The organism is Sporosarcina pasteurii (assembly GCF_041295575.1).
Lineage (GTDB): Bacteria > Bacillota > Bacilli > Bacillales_A > Planococcaceae > Sporosarcina > Sporosarcina pasteurii.
This window is the reverse complement of the sequence record NZ_CP160452.1, coordinates 44,273-65,250: the sequence shown is the minus strand read 5'-3', so window position 1 is coordinate 65,250 and position 20,978 is coordinate 44,273. Positions and strand designations below refer to the sequence as shown.

The window sequence follows — 20,978 nt, the reverse complement described above, 5'->3', positions numbered from 1 at the left end:
CGTACACCTTTGGATGAATTAGTTAAGCAGAAAAAGCTTTGAACGCCCTTAGCGTCAAAGCAAATACCTATTGTAACCACTTTTTAAGCGTATAATAGCTTGGTGACTGTTGTAAGATTTGCTCACACTGCTCACAAATACAACGTACAGTTAATGTGCCATCGTCCTTGTAGGCTAGGAATCGTTCCTCCTCTTCCTCTGCGTCCATCTTTTTTATAAGCGCGAGTGCTTCAGCCGCTGATTCAAATGGAAGTGAACCTACTTCGGTATCGCAGTGTCTACAATGATAATGAATCTTCACTTGACCACCTACCCCTTTTCTTTTCAGTATAGGCAGTAAAGGATTATTTTATTCTTCTAGAATACGTTGATGGGATCTTTAAAGATCGAAATACATTCTAATTATAGAAATTCAATCAACAATCATTTTAATTAAATTGATTCATGACCTCTAGGAACGGAGTTTTTAACCAATTCATACATGCATCTGCACTTTTATCGACCATTTCGTTAATCAGAGGAAGCTCTTCTTTTCCGAATGAAGACAATACGTAATCAGATACTTTCATCCCATTTGTTGGTCGACCAATTCCTAGCCTGATTCTTTTAAACTTGTCGGTTCCTAGATGTGCAATGAGTGATTTCATCCCATTATGTCCTCCAGCACTTCCCTTTTGACGAAGCTTCAATTCACCTGGAGCAAAATCTAAATCATCATAGAGAACGATGATATCCTCTACCTCAACATCGTAGTAATCCATTAAGGGACGAACGCATTCACCGGATAGGTTCATATAGGTAAGTGGCTTTACAAGCATGACTTTACCTTCTGGCTGGTGGACAATCGTATACATCCCATTAAACTTAGATTGCATAGAAGTGACGCCTAGTCGGTCTGCAAGTTCGTCAATTACATGAAAACCAATATTATGGCGTGTACTTTCATATTGCTTCCCTGGGTTTCCAAGTCCAATAATCATTTTCATATATTTTCTTCCTTTATATCAAATTATACTTGCTATAGCAGAAATACACTGCCCCGCTTTCATATAGCTTTAAATAGAAAGCATTCCTATTAAATCAGTCTACGTTACGAGCGTTCCAATACCTAATCTCACTGAAAAGTCCTAGTATCGAAACTGCTATCAACTTATGAAATAACAGAAAAGAGGCGCACGGAATTCCGTACGCCATTGTCTTGCTTATTCTTCTTCTTTTTCACCAATAACTTCTGGCTCTGCGCTTGCTTCTTCAGTCACTTCGTCAAGTGCTTCAAGCTCTTCTTCAGAACGTGGAGCTGTAACTGTAACAAGTGCAAAGTCATCTTCACTTAAAATCTCATACTTAGATTTTTCGCGAATATCAGCAACTGTAATTGTTTCACCAATGTTTAATTCTGTAATGTCAATGTCAAACGTCTCTGGAATATCAGATGGTTTAACTTTAATATCGATTTCCCAGTTAGGCTGCTGGACGATGCCGCCATCTTTTTCACCAACTGATTCTCCAACCAGGTTAATCTGTACGCTTACTTCAAGTTCTTCAGCCATATCGATTTCAAGGAAATCAGCATGGGTAATCGTCCCTTTTAAAGCATCTGCCTGATAGTCATTTAACACAACGTTCAATTTATCTTCTCCTAGAAGAAGTTGCATAACACCATTACGGCCCGTTACGCGTAACGTTTTAATTAGATCCCTCTCGCTAACAGAAATAGACGTTGCATCTGTCTTATATCCGTAAACTACTGCAGGAACAAAGCCTTTATTTCTTAGTTCTGTAAGTGTTGATTGCTTTTCAGCAACCCTCAAATCTGACTGTATTGTTGTACTCATTACATAATCACCTTTCTAAATAAGCTGTTAAGTAAATTTTGTAACATTTTCGGCTAATTATTACGTTACAGCATCCCGGATACCTTGTCAATCAAAGAGGGTGCTAACTGATTTCTTTTCAAATACACGAATGATTGCATCTGCAAGTAATTTTGCAATAGAAAGTTGTTTGATTTTCGGCGAACTCTTCTCTCCTGACAATTCTATCGTGTTTGTGACAACTAGTTCTTTTATCTTGGAGTTATCAATACGCTCAATTGCTGGGCCTGATAAAACAGGATGTGTACAACAAGCATACACTTCTTTTGCGCCGCTTTCGATTAATGCATTCGCTGCAATTGTAATCGTTCCTGCAGTATCAATAATATCGTCTATTAAAATCGCTGTTCTACCTTCTACTTGACCGACAATATTCATTACTTCAGAAACGTTTGGACGTGGACGACGTTTATCAATGATTGCGATAGGCGCCTTCATCCGATCCGCCATTTTCCGAGCACGTGTTACTCCACCATGATCCGGTGATACAATGACTAACTCGTCCTTAGAGAAACCTTTGCCTTTGAAGTATTCAGTCAAAATTGGCTCTGCAACTAAATGGTCAATCGGAATATCGAAGAACCCTTGAATTTGAGGTGCATGAAGATCAATTGCAATCACTCTAGTTGCCCCAGCAGTTTCGAGTATATTTGCAACGAGTTTAGCTGTGATTGGTTCACGTGAGCGCGCTTTTCGATCCTGGCGCGCATATCCGTAGTAAGGTTTTACAACATTCACTGTACGGGCTGATGCACGTTTTAATGCATCAATCATAATTAGTAATTCCATCAAATGCTCATTGACAGGGTTTGACGTTGACTGGATTACATATACATCACAGCCACGGATACTTTCTTCAATATTAATTTGGACTTCTCCATCACTAAATCTTGTGACGGAACATTCGCCCAGTGGGATTCCAATTTCTTCAGCAACTTCCTTTGCTAGTGGTTCATTGGAATTCAAAGAGAATATCTTTAGTTTATTATTCGGATAATGATTAGCCATCATGGTCCCCCTGTTTATTAGTTGAGTTTTAGTTTTGAAACGTAGCCATCTTTATTTTCTTGTCGTGCGCGACCGATTGCTAATGAATCTGCTGGAACATTTTTAGTCACAGTCGATCCAGCTGCAACGTAAGCACCTTTTCCGATTTCCACCGGCGCAACTAGATTCGCGTTACAGCCAATGAACGCTTCATCTTCTACTGTCGTTACATGCTTTTTCTTACCATCGTAATTGACGACAATTGTGCCGCATCCAAAATTCACATTTGAACCGACATTCGCATCACCGATGTAACTTAGATGCGCCGCTTTACTGCCTTCTCCAAAAGTTGATTTCTTTACTTCAACGAAATTGCCAATTCGCACATGATTACCAAGGTCCGACTCTGGACGAATATGCGCGAACGGCCCTACAGTTGTATCCATACCAACTTTACTATCTATCACAACAGAAGAATGAATCTTCGTTCTATCGCCAATGGTGCTGTCTGTAATTTGGCTATTCGGTCCGATGATGCATCCTGAACCAATCACCGTGCTACCCTCAATCATAGATCCTGGTTGTAAAACAGTATCACGACCTATTTTTGCGTCTGCACTGATATACGTATTTTCCGGACTAATGATCGTTACACCGTTTCTCATATGACTTTCTGCGATACGTAGGCGCATCACTCGCTCAGCTTCAGATAAAACAACTCGGTCATTGATACCTAGCGTCTCACTAAAATCTTCAGTCGCATAAGCCGTAACCAATGCCCCTTCTTCCCGGAGAATACCCAAAACATCAGGAAGGTAGTATTCACCTTGCGCATTATCATTCCGCACCTTCTTGAGCGCTTCAAATAATGCCTGATTGTCAAAACAATAAGTCCCAGTATTAATTTCTTTTACTTGTTGCTCTTCTATCGTTGCATCTTTCTGTTCAACATTTCGGAGCACTTGACCATTTTCTCCACGGATGATTCGACCATACCCAGTCGGATCTTCTGTAAACGCTGTTAGAATTGTAGCTTTCGCTGCCGACTGCTTATGGTGTTCAATTAACTTCTCCATTGTCGTTGAGCGAATCAAAGGTGTATCTCCACAAACTATAATCGTAGTACCTTCTAGATCACCAATTAGTTTTTCAGCTTGTTGAACTGCATGTGCTGTGCCAAGTTGTTCTTGTTGAAGCACATATTCACTTGTACTTCCCAGTGTTTCTTCAACTTTTTCAGCTCCGTGTCCAACAATTGTCACAATACGATTTGCACCGAGGTGACTAATGTTATCTATTACGTGTGCGACCATCGGTTTCCCACAAACAGGGTGAAGTACTTTGTATAAGTCAGACTTCATTCGAGTACCTTGACCTGCTGCTAGAACGATGGCGTATGTATTCGACATGTTCTTTCCTCCATCAATGAGGGACGAAGATGAATCCCTTAGTCTTTTCTCTATATGACTATAGCGGAAAACCAGCTATTTTTCAACCTTATCTACTTGACATTTCGATAACAATCTTTTATTATTGTTCGTTTTTTTTAAAATAACCATTTTTAGCAAGATGAGGTTGCAACGGAATAAAGTGTAGGGATGTCGTTGATGTAAATTCTATCTCCGCTTACCGTCAAATTAATTCGCTAAGAAGACTCGTGATTTCAGTCACGAGATGTTCAAATGAATCCACTTTAACATTGGAGATGAACAGTGATGATTACTGAGGCTGTTTTATTGCTAACGTGGTACCGTCTGTATGACTTCGAGGATATTGTAAAGAATTATATAATTGGATAAATGATTTTCACCCTACGATATTAGATTATTTCCAAATAAACCGTGTCTAATGCCCCCTTTCCGCTTAAGAATTATCGCTCTAGGGGGCACAACTAAGCATCCTCAAGTTATTTTGAGAGAGCGTTCAGTTTATTATATACCCGCTTCTTCAAGATCCATTTTTTCTTCGGTGGCTACACGATAAGCGTCCAGTACTGCGTTTTGAATTTTTAATCGTGTATCTGAATTGATTGGATGTGCAACATCACGGAATTCCCCATCTGGTGTCCGTTTACTCGGCATCGCAACGAACAACCCTTCATTGCCATCAATTACTCGAATATCATGAACAACAAATTCCTCATCAAAAGTAATTGATGCAATCGCTTTCATTCTTCCGTTTGTCTCTACTGTTTTTAATCTTACGTTTGTTACTTCCATTCTTTTTCTCCCCTTCTCTATCCCTACGTAATATTATCTATTCTACATCCATGACTCTTTCCCTTCTTTATTTGTTAATTATTTTAAAAATTTTATACATTAGTACGTGAATAAGGGTTGGTTAGCGTATAATTGTTTGAACACTTGGTTGATTAGATCGATGTCCATCAAAATCTACATCAATTTTATCAACCCTCTACTTCGAAAGATATATAGAAATTCATTAAACAATCGTTTCAAGGATCCACCTTATTACTAAAAATCTTGTGCCTACCAGTTCGAATGCCCAATCAATATGCATCCCCCTTAATATACCACGCAGACTAAGTACTTTTAGTTCTCGACAAAACGAAAAGCTATGGACCACTATCCATAGCTTCTCATGTCTAATTGATTATTCATTAATTAGCGCAATGACTTCAATTTCAACTTGTACGTCTTTCGGTAATCTCGAAACTTGTACGCATGAACGAGCTGGCGTATGAGAACCAAAATGTTTCGCATAAATATCGTTTACAACACCAAAGTCATTCATGTCTGTAATAAATACAGTTGCCTTCACAACTTTGTCTAATGATGAATTTGCCTCTTCTAAAACTGCTTTTAAATTCTCAAAAACTTGCTCTGTTTGATCTTCAATTGTTCCTTCTACAAGTAATCCGTCCGCCGTTAACGGAATTTGACCGGATGTGTATACCAATCCATTCACTGTGACAGCTTGTGCGTAAGGACCAATTGCTGCTGGTGCTTTGTCTGTAGCTACATATTCCATAACTATTGTCCACCCTTCTCAAAATAATTCCCTTCGCTAATTTCAATTGTACGACTTCTTTCATTCACTTTGCAAAGTTTCGCAAGCGATAAGTACTCATCTACAAGCACTTCCTCGTGATGCTCCGCTTCTACAAGTACCGCAATACCGGCAAGTTCGCACTCGAATTCATCTAGCAGGTTTTTCATTCCAAGCATCGTACCGCCAGCTTTCATAAAGTCATCGGTTAACAAAACCCTTTGACCTTTTTGCATGCTCCGCCTGGACAGTACCATCGTTTGAATTCTTCTAGCTGAACCTGAAACATAGTTAATGCTAACTGTTGAACCTTCCGTTACCTTACTATCACGACGAACAATCACAACAGGTACGTTTAGATGCCTTGCAATTGAATGGGCAATTTGAATACCTTTTGTTGCAACTGTCATGACGGCGTCAATTTTTTCCTCGGCAAATCTTGAAGCAAATACTTTACCGATTCTATCCATTAAAATAGGATTACCAAGTAAATCTGCCATATATAGATAACCACCTGGCAACAGACGGTCTTTTTCACCAAGCTTATTCATAAGCTCGTCTATCACTTCTTTTATCGCTGTAGCCGCCATTTGTGGTATGTATTTCACACCACCCGCCGCTCCCGTTACAGTAAGTAATTTTCCATTTCCTTTTTCCTCGAACGTTTCTTTCACGATTGTCAAGTCTTCACTTATCGAAGACTTTGCCGACTGATAACGTTCAGAAAAGAAAGTCAACGGGATAAGTTCATGTGGATTATCCAACAGATAACACGTTATATCAACCAATCTCTCGCTTCTCTTCCATTTCATAAAACCAGCTCCCAAACACGAATGTTTATAGTAAGATTATCACGAACGTCCGCACCTAATCAAGAACGTACTATTCGCCCATCATTCGAATCGCATAAACTTCACGACAAAAACCTTTTAATCCATTATAAATACGCGGTACTCTTGCTTCATTTTCAACAAGACCAAACACCGTAGGCCCACTACCGCTCATGAGCACCGAGTCGGCACCAAATTTCTTCATTTGCTCTTTAAGTACAACTACTTCTGGATAAAGCGCCATCGTCACGGGCTCTAAAACATTTTCTAGCGTTTGGCACATCTGAACATAATCTTTGTTCTCAAGTGCTTCAATCATCGCTTGGGTATTTGGATGCGTATACCGACCTATTTCTAAGTTCCCATATATACTCGCAGTAGATACCGAAATAGCCGGCTTCACCAAAATAACCCAACAGTTTGGGGGCGAGACAAGTTTTTGGATTTTTTCTCCACGTCCCGTCGCTAAAGCTGTCCCTCCATAAACACAAAAAGGAATATCTGAACCGATTTTTGCGCCAATCTCCGCTAGTTCTTCGTTTGATAACCCAAGTTTCCATAATCGATTTAACCCACGTAGCGTTGCCGCGGCATCTGAACTTCCGCCCGCTAATCCTGCCGCTACAGGAATGCTTTTCTCTATTGTGATTTCAACGCCTTCTGTCACGCTATACTTTTGCATCAGAAGCTTTGCGGCTTGATAGGCTAAATTCCTCTGGTCAGTTGGAATAAAATAATCAGAAGTTTTAATCGTAATCTTTCCATCATTCGTTGAACGCAACCAGATTCGATCCGCTAAATCAACCGTTGTCATGACCATTTCTACTTCATGAAAACCATCGGATCGCTTATGTAACACATCAAGCGTCAAATTTATCTTTGCGGGTGCCTTCTCGTACAACATTGGACTCCCTCCAATCCTCCGTTCTTTGCTCCCTATTTTACCATAGAACAGGAGAATGCACCTTCGGTAAGGGATAAAATATGTTCAATAAAAAAGGACTATTCGTCCATTATCAAATGATAACTTCGGAACAGTCCTTTTCTTCGTCAGCTTTCAATGGATTTAAAGGAATCCTATGGTGTTCGGTCGTCTTCACCAAGACCGCGATTCGCCATTTCAATTGCGCGCTTTACCATATTACCGGCATCACGTGCTTTAATTCCTCCCCAACCTTCCCGCTCAACAACATCGTAAAATCCAAGCTCTTTTGCAATTTCTTCTTTTAATTGCTCAGACATGATACTCTGTTTTCTCGCCATTCGGTTTGCCTCCTTTTCAGCTGACAAGCTTAGTATGCACTAAGCAACTAAAAAAACACCTACCGCAGGAATAATGAAAATCCCTTTGATAGGTGCTTGAAACTTGAAATAATATTTAAACAATAAATGCTAGTACTATTTGACAACGAAGTCTGTCAGACCAGCGTCGTCAATGATTGATATTTCAACGGCATCCGTTAAAATATCCGCGTAGCTGTAAGAGACTCTTTCAAACGAGTTCTCTTCTTGATCGAGTTCAACGACGAATACTGCACGATATGTTTCACTTAGAACACCAGTTCTTTCAATCGTTCTTCTTCGGCCACCGTTTACCTTCAAGTGCAAACGTTTCCCTAAATGAGAATCCAATAACTTCTTAATGTCCGCTAATGTTTTTGGCACTTCGCTAACACCTCACTATATACAACCATAACATATAGTGGTTTATTTGTCAACCAAACAGATAATTTTAACAAGCAATCATTATACTTGTCAATCATTTTATTTTAAAAAACCATAGTTTTTTTGAAGTGCACTTTTTTTCGACACTAGTTTTATTTCTTAGAAAAATCACTATATAACGCGTTAGATAATCGGGCAAACTCTTCTATTGTTAACGTTTCCCCTCTACGCCGCGGATCAATATCTGCTTCCTTAAAGGCAGCCAATATAGATTCTTTCTTCGTTTTCCCATCAGGAAGCGAGGTCTGTAAATTATTTAAGATTGTTTTTCTTCTTTGTACAAAGGATCCTTTTGACACTTGAAAAAGAAAATCTTCATCATTAACTTTTGCGGGTAATTGTTCTTTTCTCGTTAATTTTAAAACAGCAGATTCAACGTTTGGTTGTGGAACAAAAACTGTTTTTGGAACAATCATAGCAACCGAAGCATCCATGTAATACTGGATAGCGATGGATAATGAACCGTATGCTTTTGTTCCTGGAAGCGCGGTAATACGATCCGCTACTTCTTTTTGCATCATAATAATCATTCCAGTAATTGGAATCCTTTCAAGTAAAAACTTCATAATAATCGGGGTCGTTACATAATAAGGGAGGTTCGCAACAACTACAATATCTTTGAAATCTTTGAACTCCTCATCTATCATTTGCTTTAAATTTGCTTCTAATACATCTTGATGAATAACCTTAATGTTATTATATGGCGACAAAGTGTCTTCTAGAACGGGTAGTAAGCGCCCATCAATTTCATACGCTACGACTTTCCCTGCTTTTCTTGCAAGATGCTCCGTTAACGCGCCAATTCCCGGGCCAATTTCAATTACCCCTACTTGCTCTGTAAGTTCTGCATGAGAAACAATATTCTCCAATACATTTGGATCAATTAAAAAGTTTTGCCCTAAACTTTTTTTAAATGAAAATCCGTGTTTTTCTAAAATCTCCTTAGTCCTCTTCGGAGTCGCAATATCTTTATTCATCTTGTTTTTCCTCCTTATCGAGAACAGTTATAGTGTTTGCTAATTGTTCCGGTGTTATTCTAAACATTTCTAATCGTTTTTTTAAACCCTTCCCATTTACTTGTCCAATATGGAGCAATTCACTTAAACGTTCTCGCCTTTTTCGAGCATCTGGATGTCCAACTAGTCTTGCTGCCATCAAATCAATGAGCGGAATTTCGACAGCTGGTTGTTCTTCTACTGTATAGACGGATTGAATTGCTTGTCGAATATCATCGTCAGTCGCATGTTCAATTCCAAGTCCTTTACCATTCTTGGCAATCGTTTTCTTTTTTTCTAAAAAAGCATGTTTTACAGTCGGGATACGTTCCTCTATAATCGCACGAATGCGTCTTCCAGGATAGTCAGGATCAGTGAACACAATGACGCCACGCGTCTCCGCTGCGTGCTGAATACGCGACAACGTCTCTTCATTAATGGCTGAACCATTTGTTTCAATTGTATCCGCATTCGTTGCACGCTTCACTGCAACCGTATCAGACTTTCCTTCAACGACAATAATTTCTTTTATATTCACGAAGGTTCCTCTTTCCACTTTATTCTTTACATTATTCTACTCTTCCAATCCCTATTAGTAAAAAGGAATGTATGTATACCTACTTATCTTCAATGCATATACATGTGTAAACAAGCTCGATTTTGACAATAACGGTCACACTTATAACCAATAGAGCATTGATAAAATTGCATTCATTAGATGTGGAAGCTTTGAGCTAATATATATTGATCAACCTTTTATTTCCAACACCAAAAAATCCGCAGGACCAACACAGCCCCGCGGATAAAGATATTAATCTATAATTTTTATTTTCACTTTACGTTTTCCAAAATTATAAGCCGCTTGTTTCGTTGGAACGTGGAGGTCAATTCGGTTACCCTTTATCGCTCCGCCTGTATCGCCTGCAACTGCGTAACCATATCCCTCTACCCAAACTTTAGAACCAAGAGGAATGACGCTAGGATCTACAGCAATGACTTTTAAATTTGGATTTGCCTTTAGGTTAATTCCCGTTGCCGTTATACCTGAACAACCGCTACACCCTGCCGTATAAGCCGTTGCCGATACGTAAAATTCTTTACCTCCGGACGGTGCAGAATTATTTCGGGAAACAGACGTCGTTTTAGCCGGTGCTTTTGAAGCGCTCTTTGTTGGTGCAGCGCTTTTTGTTGGCGCAGCACTTGCTACGACTACCTTAGTACCAACAGCAACAATCTTTTTGGTTGGTTTTTTAACGGTAACTTCATCTATTAATGAACGTGAAACTTCTTTTCCATCTTCTTTTATAACTTCATACTCTCGAGAGACAATTCCTTTTTGACCTTGTTGGACAACCTTTTCGCGCCCCTTAAGTAATGAATCATCACTTTTCGTTTCAACTGCGAAGTTTTCCTCTTCCTCGACAGTCTCCGTGGCTTTTTTTACGCGAACGATTTGAACAACAGAACCTGGTTTGACTTGATTGTCTAAATCGCCTTCTAATCTATCTAAATCGTCTAGTTGGATGTCTTTACTTTTCAGAAAATCACCAATTGTGGTAGATGTTGACCAATATTTCTTTTCTTCTCCACCATCGATTAACGTAAACTCATACGCTTTATCGACTATGATACTGTTCTTTTCGTCAAGTCGCGTTGTTAAATCTGGGCTTACTTTGTCATGTGCAGTTAATTCTATACCTGCTTCATCTAAAGCTTCACCTACTGTTTCTTTCGTTGTCCAAAGAGTTGTATTTTCTTCATCGACGGTTACTGCGACTTGTTTCGATTGTTCCCACCGAATGGTTAGACCATTTTTTATCGGTGTATTCACTGAGGGTGTTACAATATCGTGCTCGGAAACTTCTATTTCATATTCTGAAAGAAGTTTACCTACTGTACTTGCATGTGTTCTATATTGTTCCTGTTGTCCGTTCACAGTAAGTGTTACAGACTTCTTATTCCCTTCATAAATTGCTAGGGAAACAACAGTCACGAATAATGTTGTAAATATAATTGTAAATAGTATTTGTTTACTCCTCAATGACTTAAAGAACAGATTTTTCATGGTGCTACTTTGCATGAAAAAATTCCTCCTTCATCACCTGTGTGATTATATAGGGTCCTTTTTTGCATGTCAACCCAATAGTTTTTTGTTTTCATAGATTTGAGTGCGTCTCATTAAGAAGAGTATGAGAATCATATTCTCTTTTTATTCATCTATTTTAAATAGTTTTAAAGCATTTTCCGTTGTGATAGATGCCACTTCTTCTATAGATACCTCTTTAAGCTTGGCGATTTCTTCCGCAACTAATGTTACATATACTGGTTCATTCCGTTTCCCTCGATGAGGATGAGGCGTTAAATAAGGGGCATCTGTTTCGATTAATAACTTATTTAACGGGATTTCTTTTGCAACTTGCTTTGGCCCTTTCGCATTTTTAAACGTAACTGGACCACCGAGCGAAATCAGAAAGTTCATTGTGATACATTCTTTTGCAATTTCTACACTTCCACTAAAACAGTGCATAATCCCACCGACTTGTTCAGCTTCTTCTTCCTTCAAAATGCGCACGACGTCAGCCGTAGCATCTCGATTATGAATCACAATCGGCAAATTTACTTTTTTAGCGAGTTGGATTTGTCTTCTAAAGAGTTTTTGTTGAACCTCTTTTGGAGATTTATCCCAATAGTAATCAAGACCCATCTCTCCAATGCCAACTACTTTAGGATGTGCTGCAAGCGATTCAATCCATTCTAAGTCTTCTTCCGTACAATCAACTGCGTCAACGGGATGCCAACCAACGACCGCGTAAATAAAGGGATAACGTTCTGTTAATTCCATCGCTTTACGAATTGTTTTACGGTCAAATCCGATTACAACCATTTTGGAAACGCCCGCCTCTAACGCACGTTCAATGACTTCCTCGACATCTTCTTCGTATTGATCTGCATTTAAGTGTACATGTGTATCTATAAACATAGTCTCTCTCCTCGCACTTTTTTAATTGTAATAGAGTTAATCATTTCTTTGGTCACAACCATATTACAAATACATTACAATATCTTTGTTGATTTATATAAATAGAATGATTTTATTTGTCGTTAAATGTTTGTTCTTATCAATAAAAAAGTGACGTATCTAATGATTACGTCACTTTTTTATCATATATAAATTATTACCACTTTGTTTTTAATAAATTTTTGTTTTGTTTCAGCTTTATTTCACAACGGCGCCATTCTCTAATGACTTGTCCACTGTTGCAAGCTTTAATACACCATTAGACTCCCCTGCTAAAATCATCCCTTGCGATAATTCTCCACGAAGTTTAACTGGTTTTAAATTCGCAACAACAATTACTTTCTCACCAATTAAAGATTCTGGTGCGTAGTGTTCTGCAATTCCTGAAACGACTTGTCTTTGCTCAAATCCTAGATCAAGCTGTAGTTTTAATAACTTATCCGTCTTCGGAACTTTTTCACAAGAAATTACTGTTGCAACACGTAAATCTACATTCATAAATTCGTCAAATGTTATTTCATCACGAATTGGTTCAGCTTCTTGCTTTTCAGGCTCAACATTTTCTTTAGGTGCAGTAATTGCCATTTGTTCTCGAATGTATTCAACCTCCGTCTCAACTTCCAAGCGCGGGAATATCGGAACTCCTTTTTCGACAACTTTTGTTCCAACTGGAATCGCCTTGAAATCGCCAAGCGTTTCCCAAGCAAGCATCTCTTCAGAAAGCCCAAGTTGTTCGATAATCTTCTTCGGAGATTTAGTCATAAACGGTTGTAGCAATACTGCAATGTGACGAAGTGATGTAACGAGATTCAACATGACAGACGCTAATTTATGGCGTTCATTTTCATCTCTTGCAAGAACCCATGGTGTTGTTTCATCGACATATTTATTCGTTCTAGAAACAAGCGCCCACAACTCGTTTAGCACAACGCTAAATTGCATATTTTCCATAGCATTTTCATATTTCGTAACCGTGTTCGTAATAAATTCTTTTAACGCATCATCAAACTCAGTCGGTTCTAATTCTTCAGTCGGAATAACACCTTCAAAATATTGATTAATCATCGAAACTGTTCGGTTTAGTAAGTTTCCAAGGTCATTCGCAAGGTCATAATTTGTCCTTTCAATAAACGCTTCAGGTGAAAACACACCATCTTGACCGAAAGGCAGTTCACGTAAAAGGAAATAGCGAGTTGCGTCTAACCCGTAACGATTAACGAGCATTTCAGGATATACAACGTTTCCTTTAGATTTAGACATTTTCCCGTCTTTCATCATAATAAAGCCATGTGCAAACACTTTCTTCGGTAATGGAAGATCAAGTGCCATTAGGAAAATTGGCCAATAAATCGTATGGAAACGCACAATATCTTTACCTACAACGTGCACATCTGCCGGCCAGTATTTATTATAGAGCGTTTCATCATCTGAACCATATCCAAGTGCCGTAATATAGTTTGTTAACGCGTCAACCCATACGTAAATAACGTGCTCTGCATCCCCAGGCACTTTAATTCCCCAATCAAACGACATACGGGAAACGGATAAATCCTCCAGTCCTGGTTTAATGAAGTTATTAATCATTTCATTTTTACGGGACTCTGGTTCAATAAACTGTAAATTTTCTTCATAATACTGCAGTAATCGATCCGCATACTTCTTCATATTAAAGAAATAAGACTCTTCTTTAACTCTTTGAACAGATCGTCCACAATCCGGACAATTTCCATTCTCTAGTTGCGACTCACTAAAGTAGGATTCACACGGTGTACAGTGCCATCCTTCATATTCACCTTTATAAATGTCACCGTTATCAAGAAATGTCTTAAATATCTTTTTAACTAATTCAGTATGACGGCTTTCAGTCGTGCGAATAAAGTCATCATAAGAGATATCCATTTTCGCCCATAAGTCTTTGGCGATTTTTGCAATCCCGTCAACGTATTCCTGAGGTGGTTGACCAGACTCATCCGCTACTTCCTGTATTTTTTGACCATGTTCATCCATTCCTGTCAAAAATCGTACATCATATCCTCGCAAACGTTTATAACGTGCAATTGCATCAGAGGCGACGGTCGTATATGCCGTGCCAATATGGAATTTTCCGCTAGGATAATAAATCGGCGTTGTAATATAAAAAGTCTCTTTTTTTTCAGACACGAAAATTCCTCCAGTATAATTGTATGTATCCTATATTCTATCGAAATTATTAGAACGGCACAATGTTATTCTTATCGTAATATCAGTATAGGCAATACATAATTCATTAATCATTAAAAATACTATTGTACTAATATCATTTATTGCTAAAAATTCTTTCTTTTCTATATTCTCTCATTGACGATAATTGGAAATCTTGTTATGATAAATGGCATATAAACGTCAGAATTGTATAAATGATGACAATTGACTGTTATGAAAGGGGGCCTTTCTATGAAATCCACGGGTATCGTTAGAAAAGTAGATGAGCTTGGACGTGTAGTAATTCCTATCGAATTACGTAGAACGCTAGGAATCGGACAAAAGGATTCACTTGAAATTTATGTCGACGAAGATAAAATTATCTTAAAAAAATATGCACCAAATATGACTTGTTCAATTACAGGTATTGTTTCAGATGATAATTTAAGTTTATTAGATGGAAATTTAATTCTAAGTCCTGAAGGTGCAGAACAACTTATTACAGATATACAGAACAACTTAAAAAAATAAAGCCAATCTCCGGAACAACAAACTGTTCCGGGTTTTTTTATCATTTACGATGGTACCCAAAAATGAATATACGTCCTTCAGGATTTCCCGCCAATCAATAAATCATCATACAGGGTAACCTTGAACATTCTCACTTATCAACATGAAAGGCCTGATACACATCTCTTCTACTCATTTTTCGAACGTCCGCTACTTCACGAATCGCTTCTTTTGAACGAATCTTTTTACGATTTATGATTTCCTCAACATGTTCGCGAATGGCGAGGTCTTGCCACCAGGCGGGCGCATCCTCTTCTACGTGCCCATCGCCGCCTTCAATCACAATACAAAACTCACCACGAACTGTATTCGTATTAGTCCACTCGAGTGCTTCTTCTAACGTACCCCGCAAAAACTCCTCAAATTTCTTTGTGATTTCTCTCGCAAGAACAATTTTTCGTGTGCTTTCAATTTGTTCATGTAATGCTTTCAACGTTTCTTTTAACCGATGTGGTGCCTCATATAAGAGTATCGTTTCTTCTCTCTTTCTGAGCTGTTCGATTTGCTGTTGACGTTCTTTTTTATTTCTAGATAAGAAGCCATAAAACAAAAACGGTTGTGTCGTTAATCCAGATGCAACAAGAGCTGTGATCGCGGCATTTGCACCAGGTACCGGTACCACATCATAGCCACTTTCAATCGCTTTTTTTGCAATATCAACACCCGGGTCTGATATACAAGGCATCCCTGCATCGCTTACAAGTGCAACTGATTTCCCTTCTGATAATAAATGTAATATTTTTTCCCCACCAACGGCTAGATTATGTTCATGGTAACTGATGAGCGGTGTTTGAATTTCAAAGTGATTACATAATTTAATGGTGTTGCGTGTATCTTCTGCAGCAATTGTATGTACTTCATTTAAAATACGAATCGCTCGGTAAGTCATATCTTCTAGGTTTCCAATCGGCGTTCCTACCAGAAATAACTTCCCGCTCCCCTGTTCAGCACTTTTTTGTGATTTCAACCTGTCCACTTCCTTTTGCAATATGGATTTCTTTTTGCTTCCGGCTCAATTGTTTAAATTGATATTCTGCTTGCATCGCTTCTCTCTTCGTTTCATAGGTTTCAAAATAAATACAATGTACAGGAAGCTTCGCACGTGTATATTTTGCCCCTTTCCCTTCATTATGCACATTGACTCGTCTTTCTAAATCATTTGTATACCCCGCGTAAAATGATCCATCATTACATTCCAAAACGTAAAACAGATGCTCAGGCTTTTTCTCCATACAAGAGCTTCCTCACTTCTTCTGTATAATTTCCGTCATTGTCATATACATAGAGGGGCGGTAATATCTTCAAGTCTGGTTTCCCATCCTTTGTTCCTTCAATTAACAACGTATTCGCTTCTTTCCCTTCCTTCGAATAAACAAACCGAATACGCTTCGGTTCCAAACGATTCGCACGCATTGCTGTTACAATATCCAATAAACGTCCTGGGCGATGGACAAAAGCCGCCTTCCCACCTTGCTTTAACAATTCACTTGCAGATTGAATCGCTTGCTCTAACGTCAGGTGAATTTCATGACGCGCAATCGCAACATGTTCTTTTAAGTTTTTTTCAGTTGCTTCATATGCTGGAAAGTAAGGGGGATTACAAGTGACGGCATCATACTTTTCATAACCAATTTTCTCAGCAATACCAATTACATTACCTTGAATCACATTGATTTGTTGTTCTAATTGATTATACAACACACTTCTATTCGCCATTCCGGCCAGTCTCTCCTGCAACTCAACTGCCGTAATACTAGCTTTTGACCTCGCACTTAAAAATAAAGGAATTGCACCGTTACCCGTACAAAGATCCACAATCTTCCCTGATGCTCGAGTAGGTACATGAGCAAACCTTGCCAAAAGTACTGCATCTAAAGAAAAGGAAAAGACGGACGGACTTTGAATAATACGCAAATCCTCCGCCAATAAATAATCCAGTCTTTCATCATCTTTTAATATATCCAAACGTAAACGCCTCCGACCAAATACATTTTCTACAATGTTGTTTTCTTTTTTCTTCGTATTTAAAAAGCCGATGCCTACTTTGATATAGGATCGGCTCATTTTACACATTTTGTTTATTTAAAAACGATAAGCAGAACAAGCAATCTTCCCCTTTACGGATGCTTCCATAATGAATGTTACAAACGTGAAAGCCTTCGTTGTAAAGTCGCGCTAAATTATCGACGCCTTCGCCAACATCTACCGTATTTTGTTTCTTTTCAGGAGGCTGGTTACTTGAAGATTTCTCTTCTTGCTCGTCAATTTCATCAAGTCTTTTACGCAAATGATGGTTTTCGAGTTGAAGTGAATGATTCTTTTCTGTCATCTCTGCGACGAACCCCATCAGTTCACGGAATTGCTTTTGCATAGAGTCAAGCTGTTGTTCGAATTCCATTATGCTATCCAAAAAGTTCCTTTCTTTCAACTTTTCCACCCCATCATTTTATCAAGTGCAGCATTTTATTATTCGGGTCCATAATTTCTTCCAGTGTATATTCAAGCACTTGGTCCTCTTCTAATAAACTTACCTGAAGTAAACGCTCAAGTAAATTTAAACCAACTACTTTTCCAGGTCCTTCAGGCGTATCGATTTGTGTTCCAATATCTGGCATCTGTCTTTTGGCCTCTTCATATTCATCATTTTCATATTTCAAGCAGCACATAAGACGACCGCATAGACCTGAAATTTTTGAGGGATTTAATGACAAGTTTTGGTCCTTTGCCATTTTGATTGAAACAGGCTCAAAATCACCAAGAAAAGTAGAACAACAAAGCATTCGACCACATGGACCAATTCCACCTAGCATTTTTGCCTCATCCCGTACGCCGATTTGTCTCAATTCAATACGCGTCCGGAAAATAGATGCTAAATCTTTGACCAAATTGCGAAAATCGACACGACCTTCTGCAGTAAAATAAAAAATTATTTTATTTCTATCAAAAGTGTATTCAACATCTACAAGCTTCATATCAAGCTCATGTTCTCCAATCTTTTCAGCACCTATTACGAATGCTTTATGTGCTTCAAGGTTGTTTTCCTCAACTTTATCTACGTCTTTTTCTTCCGCTGGTCTAATAATTTTTTTCAGCGGCAAAACGACGTCATTTTCATCGACTTCTTGCACTGGTATTGCTACTTTACCGTATTCAACACCTCTAGCTGTTTCGACGATTACGTAATCATCTATAGTTAACTCATAATCGAGTGGATCGAAATAATATATTTTCCCCGCTTTTTTGAAGCGAACACCTATTACTTTATACAACGAGAAATCCCTCCTGCATATTGAGCATCAATTGTTCCATAAGAAGCGTTCGATTCATATTCCCACCCAATTGCCTTTTGGATTGTAGAATAGCTTCCATTACCGCAGACAATTGGCTGTACGTCAATTTCATCGCAAGTGAATTTAAAAACTCATTGTAATCTGGATACACAGACATAGAGTTCAATTCCGCTTTTAACGCAACGACATCGCGATAAGCATACAATAGTAAATCAAGCCCTCGGTCCGTCTCTTCTCTTTCTTTAAAGACTTGAGACCAAGTTGACTGGATATACAATAACGCCTCATGGATATTTTGATCTGATGCTTCAACTAATTTTAACACTGTTTTTCGCATATGCGCAAATTCATCCTCTTGCGCCAACTGTAAAGCCTCTTCTATATTTGCGGTTAGCATCGTAACAGTTGCAGCCATAGACCTCGTAATCCCTTGTTCTTCGAGCATGGAAATCAACGTTTCACGCGAAGGGGGAAGGAATGATATTCGTTGGCAACGTGATTGAATCGTCGGCAATATAGCTTGATAGGATTCAGTGAGTAATATTGCAGTCACATTTCCTTCTGGTTCCTCTAAATATTTTAATAGTGCATTAGCTGATGCCGAATTCATACGTTCAGCTTGTGAAATAATATATATTTTACGACCACTTTCATATCCTTTTTTCGTCATCTCTAACAGAAATTCATCCATTTGTCCCTTTTTAATTGTTTGCCCATCAGGATAAATGATTGTGATGTTAGGATGATTACGAGATGCAACCCGTAAACAAGAACTACATGTTTCACATGGAGCATTTTGTGTTGGATTTTGACAAAGTAAAAGTTTTGCAAAAAATAAGGAGATCTCTTCCTTTCCAGTACCACGTTCGCCATCAAAGATGTAAGCGTGTCCAATTCGGTTATGTTCAAAAGACGCTTTTAATCTACTCATTACTATTTGCTGATTAATAAATGTTGTGCTTTCCATTTTTCTCCTACCCTCTTACTTCAAAAAAACCGTGCTTCTTGTTAGAATACACGGAAATTACGTATATAGATTAATAAGTAGTCCCTTAATCTCACCAATTTTATCTAAAAGATCAACAGCTTTTTTCTCTTCATTTAAAAGGTCTTCTGCTAATTCGATCAGTTTTTCATCAATAATTTGAACAATCTTTAACCTGCGCCCTTCACCATATTGATTCCAAGTGTGTGACTGGTTTAACGCAAGGCCCGTTTCAACAGAATCTTTCAAAAATCTACGAACAAGCATTTTAAACTTAGCCATATCACGCAAATTACGAGACCTAGCAAGTCTGTCCCCAGCCATAGATATATTACCGAGAAGTCTCGTAATTTGCTCGCTATGAAGTTTTTCACTGTGCTTCTGAACCATTTTACCAAACCGTAATCCATTCTGCTCAGTCAATTGTTGCCCGTTCTTCATTTTATCTAAATTAGTGCGGTAATTACTGTTAACTTTCACGTATACTCACCTCGGCTTTAGAAATGGTGAAAGTGTTCAATTGGTAGCACGAACACAGTTGCGCCTCCTACTTCTACTTCAACCGGGTATGGAATATACGAATCTGCATTGCCACCCATCGGAGAGACTGGTGCTACCATTTGATCTCGTGAACGGCAATTATCTTTTATAATTTCAAGTAGCTTATCCACTAAACTGTCATCTGTACCAATTAAAAATGTCGTATTACCAGATCTGAGAAACCCACCCGTACTCGCTAATTTAGTCGCTCGAAAATCATTTTTTGTCAAGGCTGCTGACAAACGGTTACTATCCTGATCTTGTACAACTGCTACTATCAACTTCACGGTCATCTCTCCTTTAGCCCTCTTTCTCCTTATTATAGCATGAATTCTCACATTACATAATTCGAGAGGCAATTATCTTATAAACATTTTCTGCTACTTCATCTTGTTTTAAACTCGCATCGGTTACTACAATCCTATCACAATACCGCTGAATAACCTGTTGATAGCCTTCATAAACTTTATGATGGAAAGATAAATCTTCCTTATCCAATCGATTTTGTTCACGTTGGTCATTATTTAATACCCGTGCAAGTCCTTCTTCTGGACGAATATCAAAAAATACGGTTACATCAGGCATCGCCTCTCCGATAGCAAACTTATTAATCTCCAATATCTCATCTATTCCGATACCTCGTGCATATCCTTGGTATGCCAATGAACTATCAATAAAACGATCGCATAATACAATGTAGCCTTGCGCCAATGCAGGTATTACCTTTTCAACGAGATGTTGTCGTCTTGCAGCCGCATAAAGAAGTGCTTCTGTTTTAGCATCCATCTCAGTATTTTCATTATCGAGTATAATTCCTCGAATATCTTCAGATATTTTAATGCCACCTGGCTCCCTTGTAAGCAAAACCTTCTTGCCTTGGTTTTTCAAGCGATCGTAAATAGCTGAAATGACAGTTGTCTTTCCCGCTCCTTCTGGGCCTTCAAACGTAATAAATACGCCTTTGCTATTCATA

Annotated in this window: 26 protein-coding genes; 1 reads left to right on the top strand and 25 read right to left on the bottom strand. The window is 38.5% G+C overall.

The genetic code is table 11. The annotated features are described in order from the left end of the window. Nucleotides 1-67 precede the first annotated feature (67 nt). The 16 genes from AB1H92_RS00310 to metG all read right to left on the bottom strand — a co-directional run bounded on the left by AB1H92_RS00310 (nt 68) and on the right by metG (nt 14,599). Entirely contained in the window at nt 68-301 is a 234-nt protein-coding gene (locus AB1H92_RS00310; protein WP_115359647.1) for an anti-sigma-F factor Fin, read from the bottom strand. Between the two features lie 127 nt (nt 302-428). Beyond that, entirely contained in the window at nt 429-986 is a 558-nt protein-coding gene (gene pth, locus AB1H92_RS00305) for an aminoacyl-tRNA hydrolase (protein ID WP_115359646.1), read from the bottom strand. Nucleotides 987-1,202: 216 nt separating this feature from the next. After that, nucleotides 1,203-1,835, bottom strand: a complete 633-nt coding sequence (locus tag AB1H92_RS00300) for a 50S ribosomal protein L25/general stress protein Ctc (RefSeq protein ID WP_115359645.1) — start codon at nt 1,833-1,835, stop codon at nt 1,203-1,205. An 87-nt stretch (nt 1,836-1,922) separates the two neighbouring features. After that, nucleotides 1,923-2,882, bottom strand: a complete 960-nt coding sequence (locus AB1H92_RS00295) for a ribose-phosphate diphosphokinase (RefSeq protein ID WP_115359644.1) — start codon at nt 2,880-2,882, stop codon at nt 1,923-1,925. A gap of 17 nt (nt 2,883-2,899) precedes the next feature. Then, nucleotides 2,900-4,270 carry a bifunctional UDP-N-acetylglucosamine diphosphorylase/glucosamine-1-phosphate N-acetyltransferase GlmU gene (gene glmU, locus AB1H92_RS00290; RefSeq protein WP_115359643.1) on the bottom strand — a complete coding sequence of 457 codons (1,371 nt, stop codon included), beginning with the start codon at nt 4,268-4,270 and terminating at the stop codon, nt 2,900-2,902. 522 nt (nt 4,271-4,792) lie between these two features. Continuing rightward, a complete protein-coding gene (gene spoVG / locus AB1H92_RS00285) occupies nt 4,793-5,080 on the bottom strand; it encodes a septation regulator SpoVG (protein WP_115359642.1) in 288 nt (95 codons plus the stop codon). A 394-nt stretch (nt 5,081-5,474) separates the two neighbouring features. Then, the gene (locus tag AB1H92_RS00280) at nt 5,475-5,852 is read right to left on the bottom strand and encodes a RidA family protein (RefSeq protein WP_115359641.1); all 378 of its coding nucleotides are present in this window, start codon (nt 5,850-5,852) and stop codon (nt 5,475-5,477) included. A gap of 2 nt (nt 5,853-5,854) precedes the next feature. Continuing rightward, nucleotides 5,855-6,682 carry a pur operon repressor gene (gene purR / locus AB1H92_RS00275; protein WP_115359640.1) on the bottom strand — a complete coding sequence of 276 codons (828 nt, stop codon included), beginning with the start codon at nt 6,680-6,682 and terminating at the stop codon, nt 5,855-5,857. Nucleotides 6,683-6,752: 70 nt separating this feature from the next. Further along, on the bottom strand, nt 6,753-7,604 hold the full coding sequence (gene ispE / locus AB1H92_RS00270) for a 4-(cytidine 5'-diphospho)-2-C-methyl-D-erythritol kinase (RefSeq protein ID WP_115359639.1): 852 nt from the start codon (nt 7,602-7,604) through the stop codon (nt 6,753-6,755). A gap of 173 nt (nt 7,605-7,777) precedes the next feature. After that, on the bottom strand, nt 7,778-7,963 hold the full coding sequence (locus AB1H92_RS00265; protein WP_115359638.1) for a small, acid-soluble spore protein, alpha/beta type: 186 nt from the start codon (nt 7,961-7,963) through the stop codon (nt 7,778-7,780). A 135-nt stretch (nt 7,964-8,098) separates the two neighbouring features. Continuing rightward, the gene (veg, locus tag AB1H92_RS00260) at nt 8,099-8,365 is read right to left on the bottom strand and encodes a biofilm formation stimulator Veg (protein WP_075526414.1); all 267 of its coding nucleotides are present in this window, start codon (nt 8,363-8,365) and stop codon (nt 8,099-8,101) included. Nucleotides 8,366-8,517: 152 nt separating this feature from the next. After that, nucleotides 8,518-9,402: a 16S rRNA (adenine(1518)-N(6)/adenine(1519)-N(6))-dimethyltransferase RsmA gene (gene rsmA, locus AB1H92_RS00255; protein ID WP_115359637.1), complete on the bottom strand. Its 885-nt coding sequence runs from the start codon at nt 9,400-9,402 to the stop codon at nt 8,518-8,520. Further along, the gene (gene rnmV / locus AB1H92_RS00250; RefSeq protein WP_115359636.1) at nt 9,395-9,958 is read right to left on the bottom strand and encodes a ribonuclease M5; all 564 of its coding nucleotides are present in this window, start codon (nt 9,956-9,958) and stop codon (nt 9,395-9,397) included. Before rnmV ends, rsmA begins: the two co-directional genes overlap by 8 nt. A 273-nt stretch (nt 9,959-10,231) precedes the next feature. After that, entirely contained in the window at nt 10,232-11,500 is a 1,269-nt protein-coding gene (locus AB1H92_RS00245; RefSeq protein WP_115359635.1) for a G5 and 3D domain-containing protein, read from the bottom strand. 129 nt (nt 11,501-11,629) lie between these two features. After that, a complete protein-coding gene (locus AB1H92_RS00240; RefSeq protein WP_115359634.1) occupies nt 11,630-12,400 on the bottom strand; it encodes a TatD family hydrolase in 771 nt (256 codons plus the stop codon). Nucleotides 12,401-12,637: 237 nt separating this feature from the next. Then, nucleotides 12,638-14,599 carry a methionine--tRNA ligase gene (gene metG / locus AB1H92_RS00235; RefSeq protein ID WP_115359633.1) on the bottom strand — a complete coding sequence of 654 codons (1,962 nt, stop codon included), beginning with the start codon at nt 14,597-14,599 and terminating at the stop codon, nt 12,638-12,640. 273 nt (nt 14,600-14,872) lie between these two features. Between metG and AB1H92_RS00230 the strand changes: the two genes are divergently transcribed. Beyond that, complete coding sequence (locus AB1H92_RS00230) at nt 14,873-15,151, top strand: AbrB/MazE/SpoVT family DNA-binding domain-containing protein (RefSeq protein WP_115359632.1); 279 nt, start codon at nt 14,873-14,875, stop codon at nt 15,149-15,151. Between the two features lie 130 nt (nt 15,152-15,281). On the opposite strand, the gene rsmI is transcribed toward AB1H92_RS00230, so the two are convergent. From rsmI to tmk, 9 genes are all read right to left on the bottom strand, one after another. Further along, nucleotides 15,282-16,157 carry a 16S rRNA (cytidine(1402)-2'-O)-methyltransferase gene (gene rsmI / locus AB1H92_RS00225; protein WP_115359631.1) on the bottom strand — a complete coding sequence of 292 codons (876 nt, stop codon included), beginning with the start codon at nt 16,155-16,157 and terminating at the stop codon, nt 15,282-15,284. Beyond that, nucleotides 16,135-16,422, bottom strand: a complete 288-nt coding sequence (locus tag AB1H92_RS00220; protein WP_115359630.1) for a GIY-YIG nuclease family protein — start codon at nt 16,420-16,422, stop codon at nt 16,135-16,137. Before AB1H92_RS00220 ends, rsmI begins: the two co-directional genes overlap by 23 nt. Further along, nucleotides 16,406-17,149, bottom strand: a complete 744-nt coding sequence (locus AB1H92_RS00215; protein WP_370475541.1) for a tRNA1(Val) (adenine(37)-N6)-methyltransferase — start codon at nt 17,147-17,149, stop codon at nt 16,406-16,408. The genes AB1H92_RS00220 and AB1H92_RS00215 overlap by 17 nt, the downstream gene beginning before the upstream one ends. Nucleotides 17,150-17,255: 106 nt before the next feature. Beyond that, the gene (yabA, locus tag AB1H92_RS00210; protein WP_115359629.1) at nt 17,256-17,618 is read right to left on the bottom strand and encodes a DNA replication initiation control protein YabA; all 363 of its coding nucleotides are present in this window, start codon (nt 17,616-17,618) and stop codon (nt 17,256-17,258) included. A 13-nt stretch (nt 17,619-17,631) separates the two neighbouring features. Then, nucleotides 17,632-18,459, bottom strand: a complete 828-nt coding sequence (locus AB1H92_RS00205) for a stage 0 sporulation family protein (protein ID WP_115359628.1) — start codon at nt 18,457-18,459, stop codon at nt 17,632-17,634. Further along, nucleotides 18,452-19,447: a DNA polymerase III subunit delta' gene (gene holB, locus AB1H92_RS00200; RefSeq protein WP_115359627.1), complete on the bottom strand. Its 996-nt coding sequence runs from the start codon at nt 19,445-19,447 to the stop codon at nt 18,452-18,454. The genes AB1H92_RS00205 and holB overlap by 8 nt, the downstream gene beginning before the upstream one ends. Nucleotides 19,448-19,504: 57 nt before the next feature. After that, the gene (locus tag AB1H92_RS00195) at nt 19,505-19,945 is read right to left on the bottom strand and encodes a YaaR family protein (protein ID WP_243835629.1); all 441 of its coding nucleotides are present in this window, start codon (nt 19,943-19,945) and stop codon (nt 19,505-19,507) included. Between the two features lie 17 nt (nt 19,946-19,962). Beyond that, entirely contained in the window at nt 19,963-20,292 is a 330-nt protein-coding gene (locus AB1H92_RS00190; protein WP_075526428.1) for a cyclic-di-AMP receptor, read from the bottom strand. A 52-nt stretch (nt 20,293-20,344) separates the two neighbouring features. Beyond that, nucleotides 20,345-20,977 (bottom strand): dTMP kinase, encoded by a 633-nt coding sequence (tmk, locus tag AB1H92_RS00185; RefSeq protein WP_115359626.1) that lies wholly within the window; start codon nt 20,975-20,977, stop codon nt 20,345-20,347. Nucleotide 20,978 lies beyond the last annotated feature (1 nt).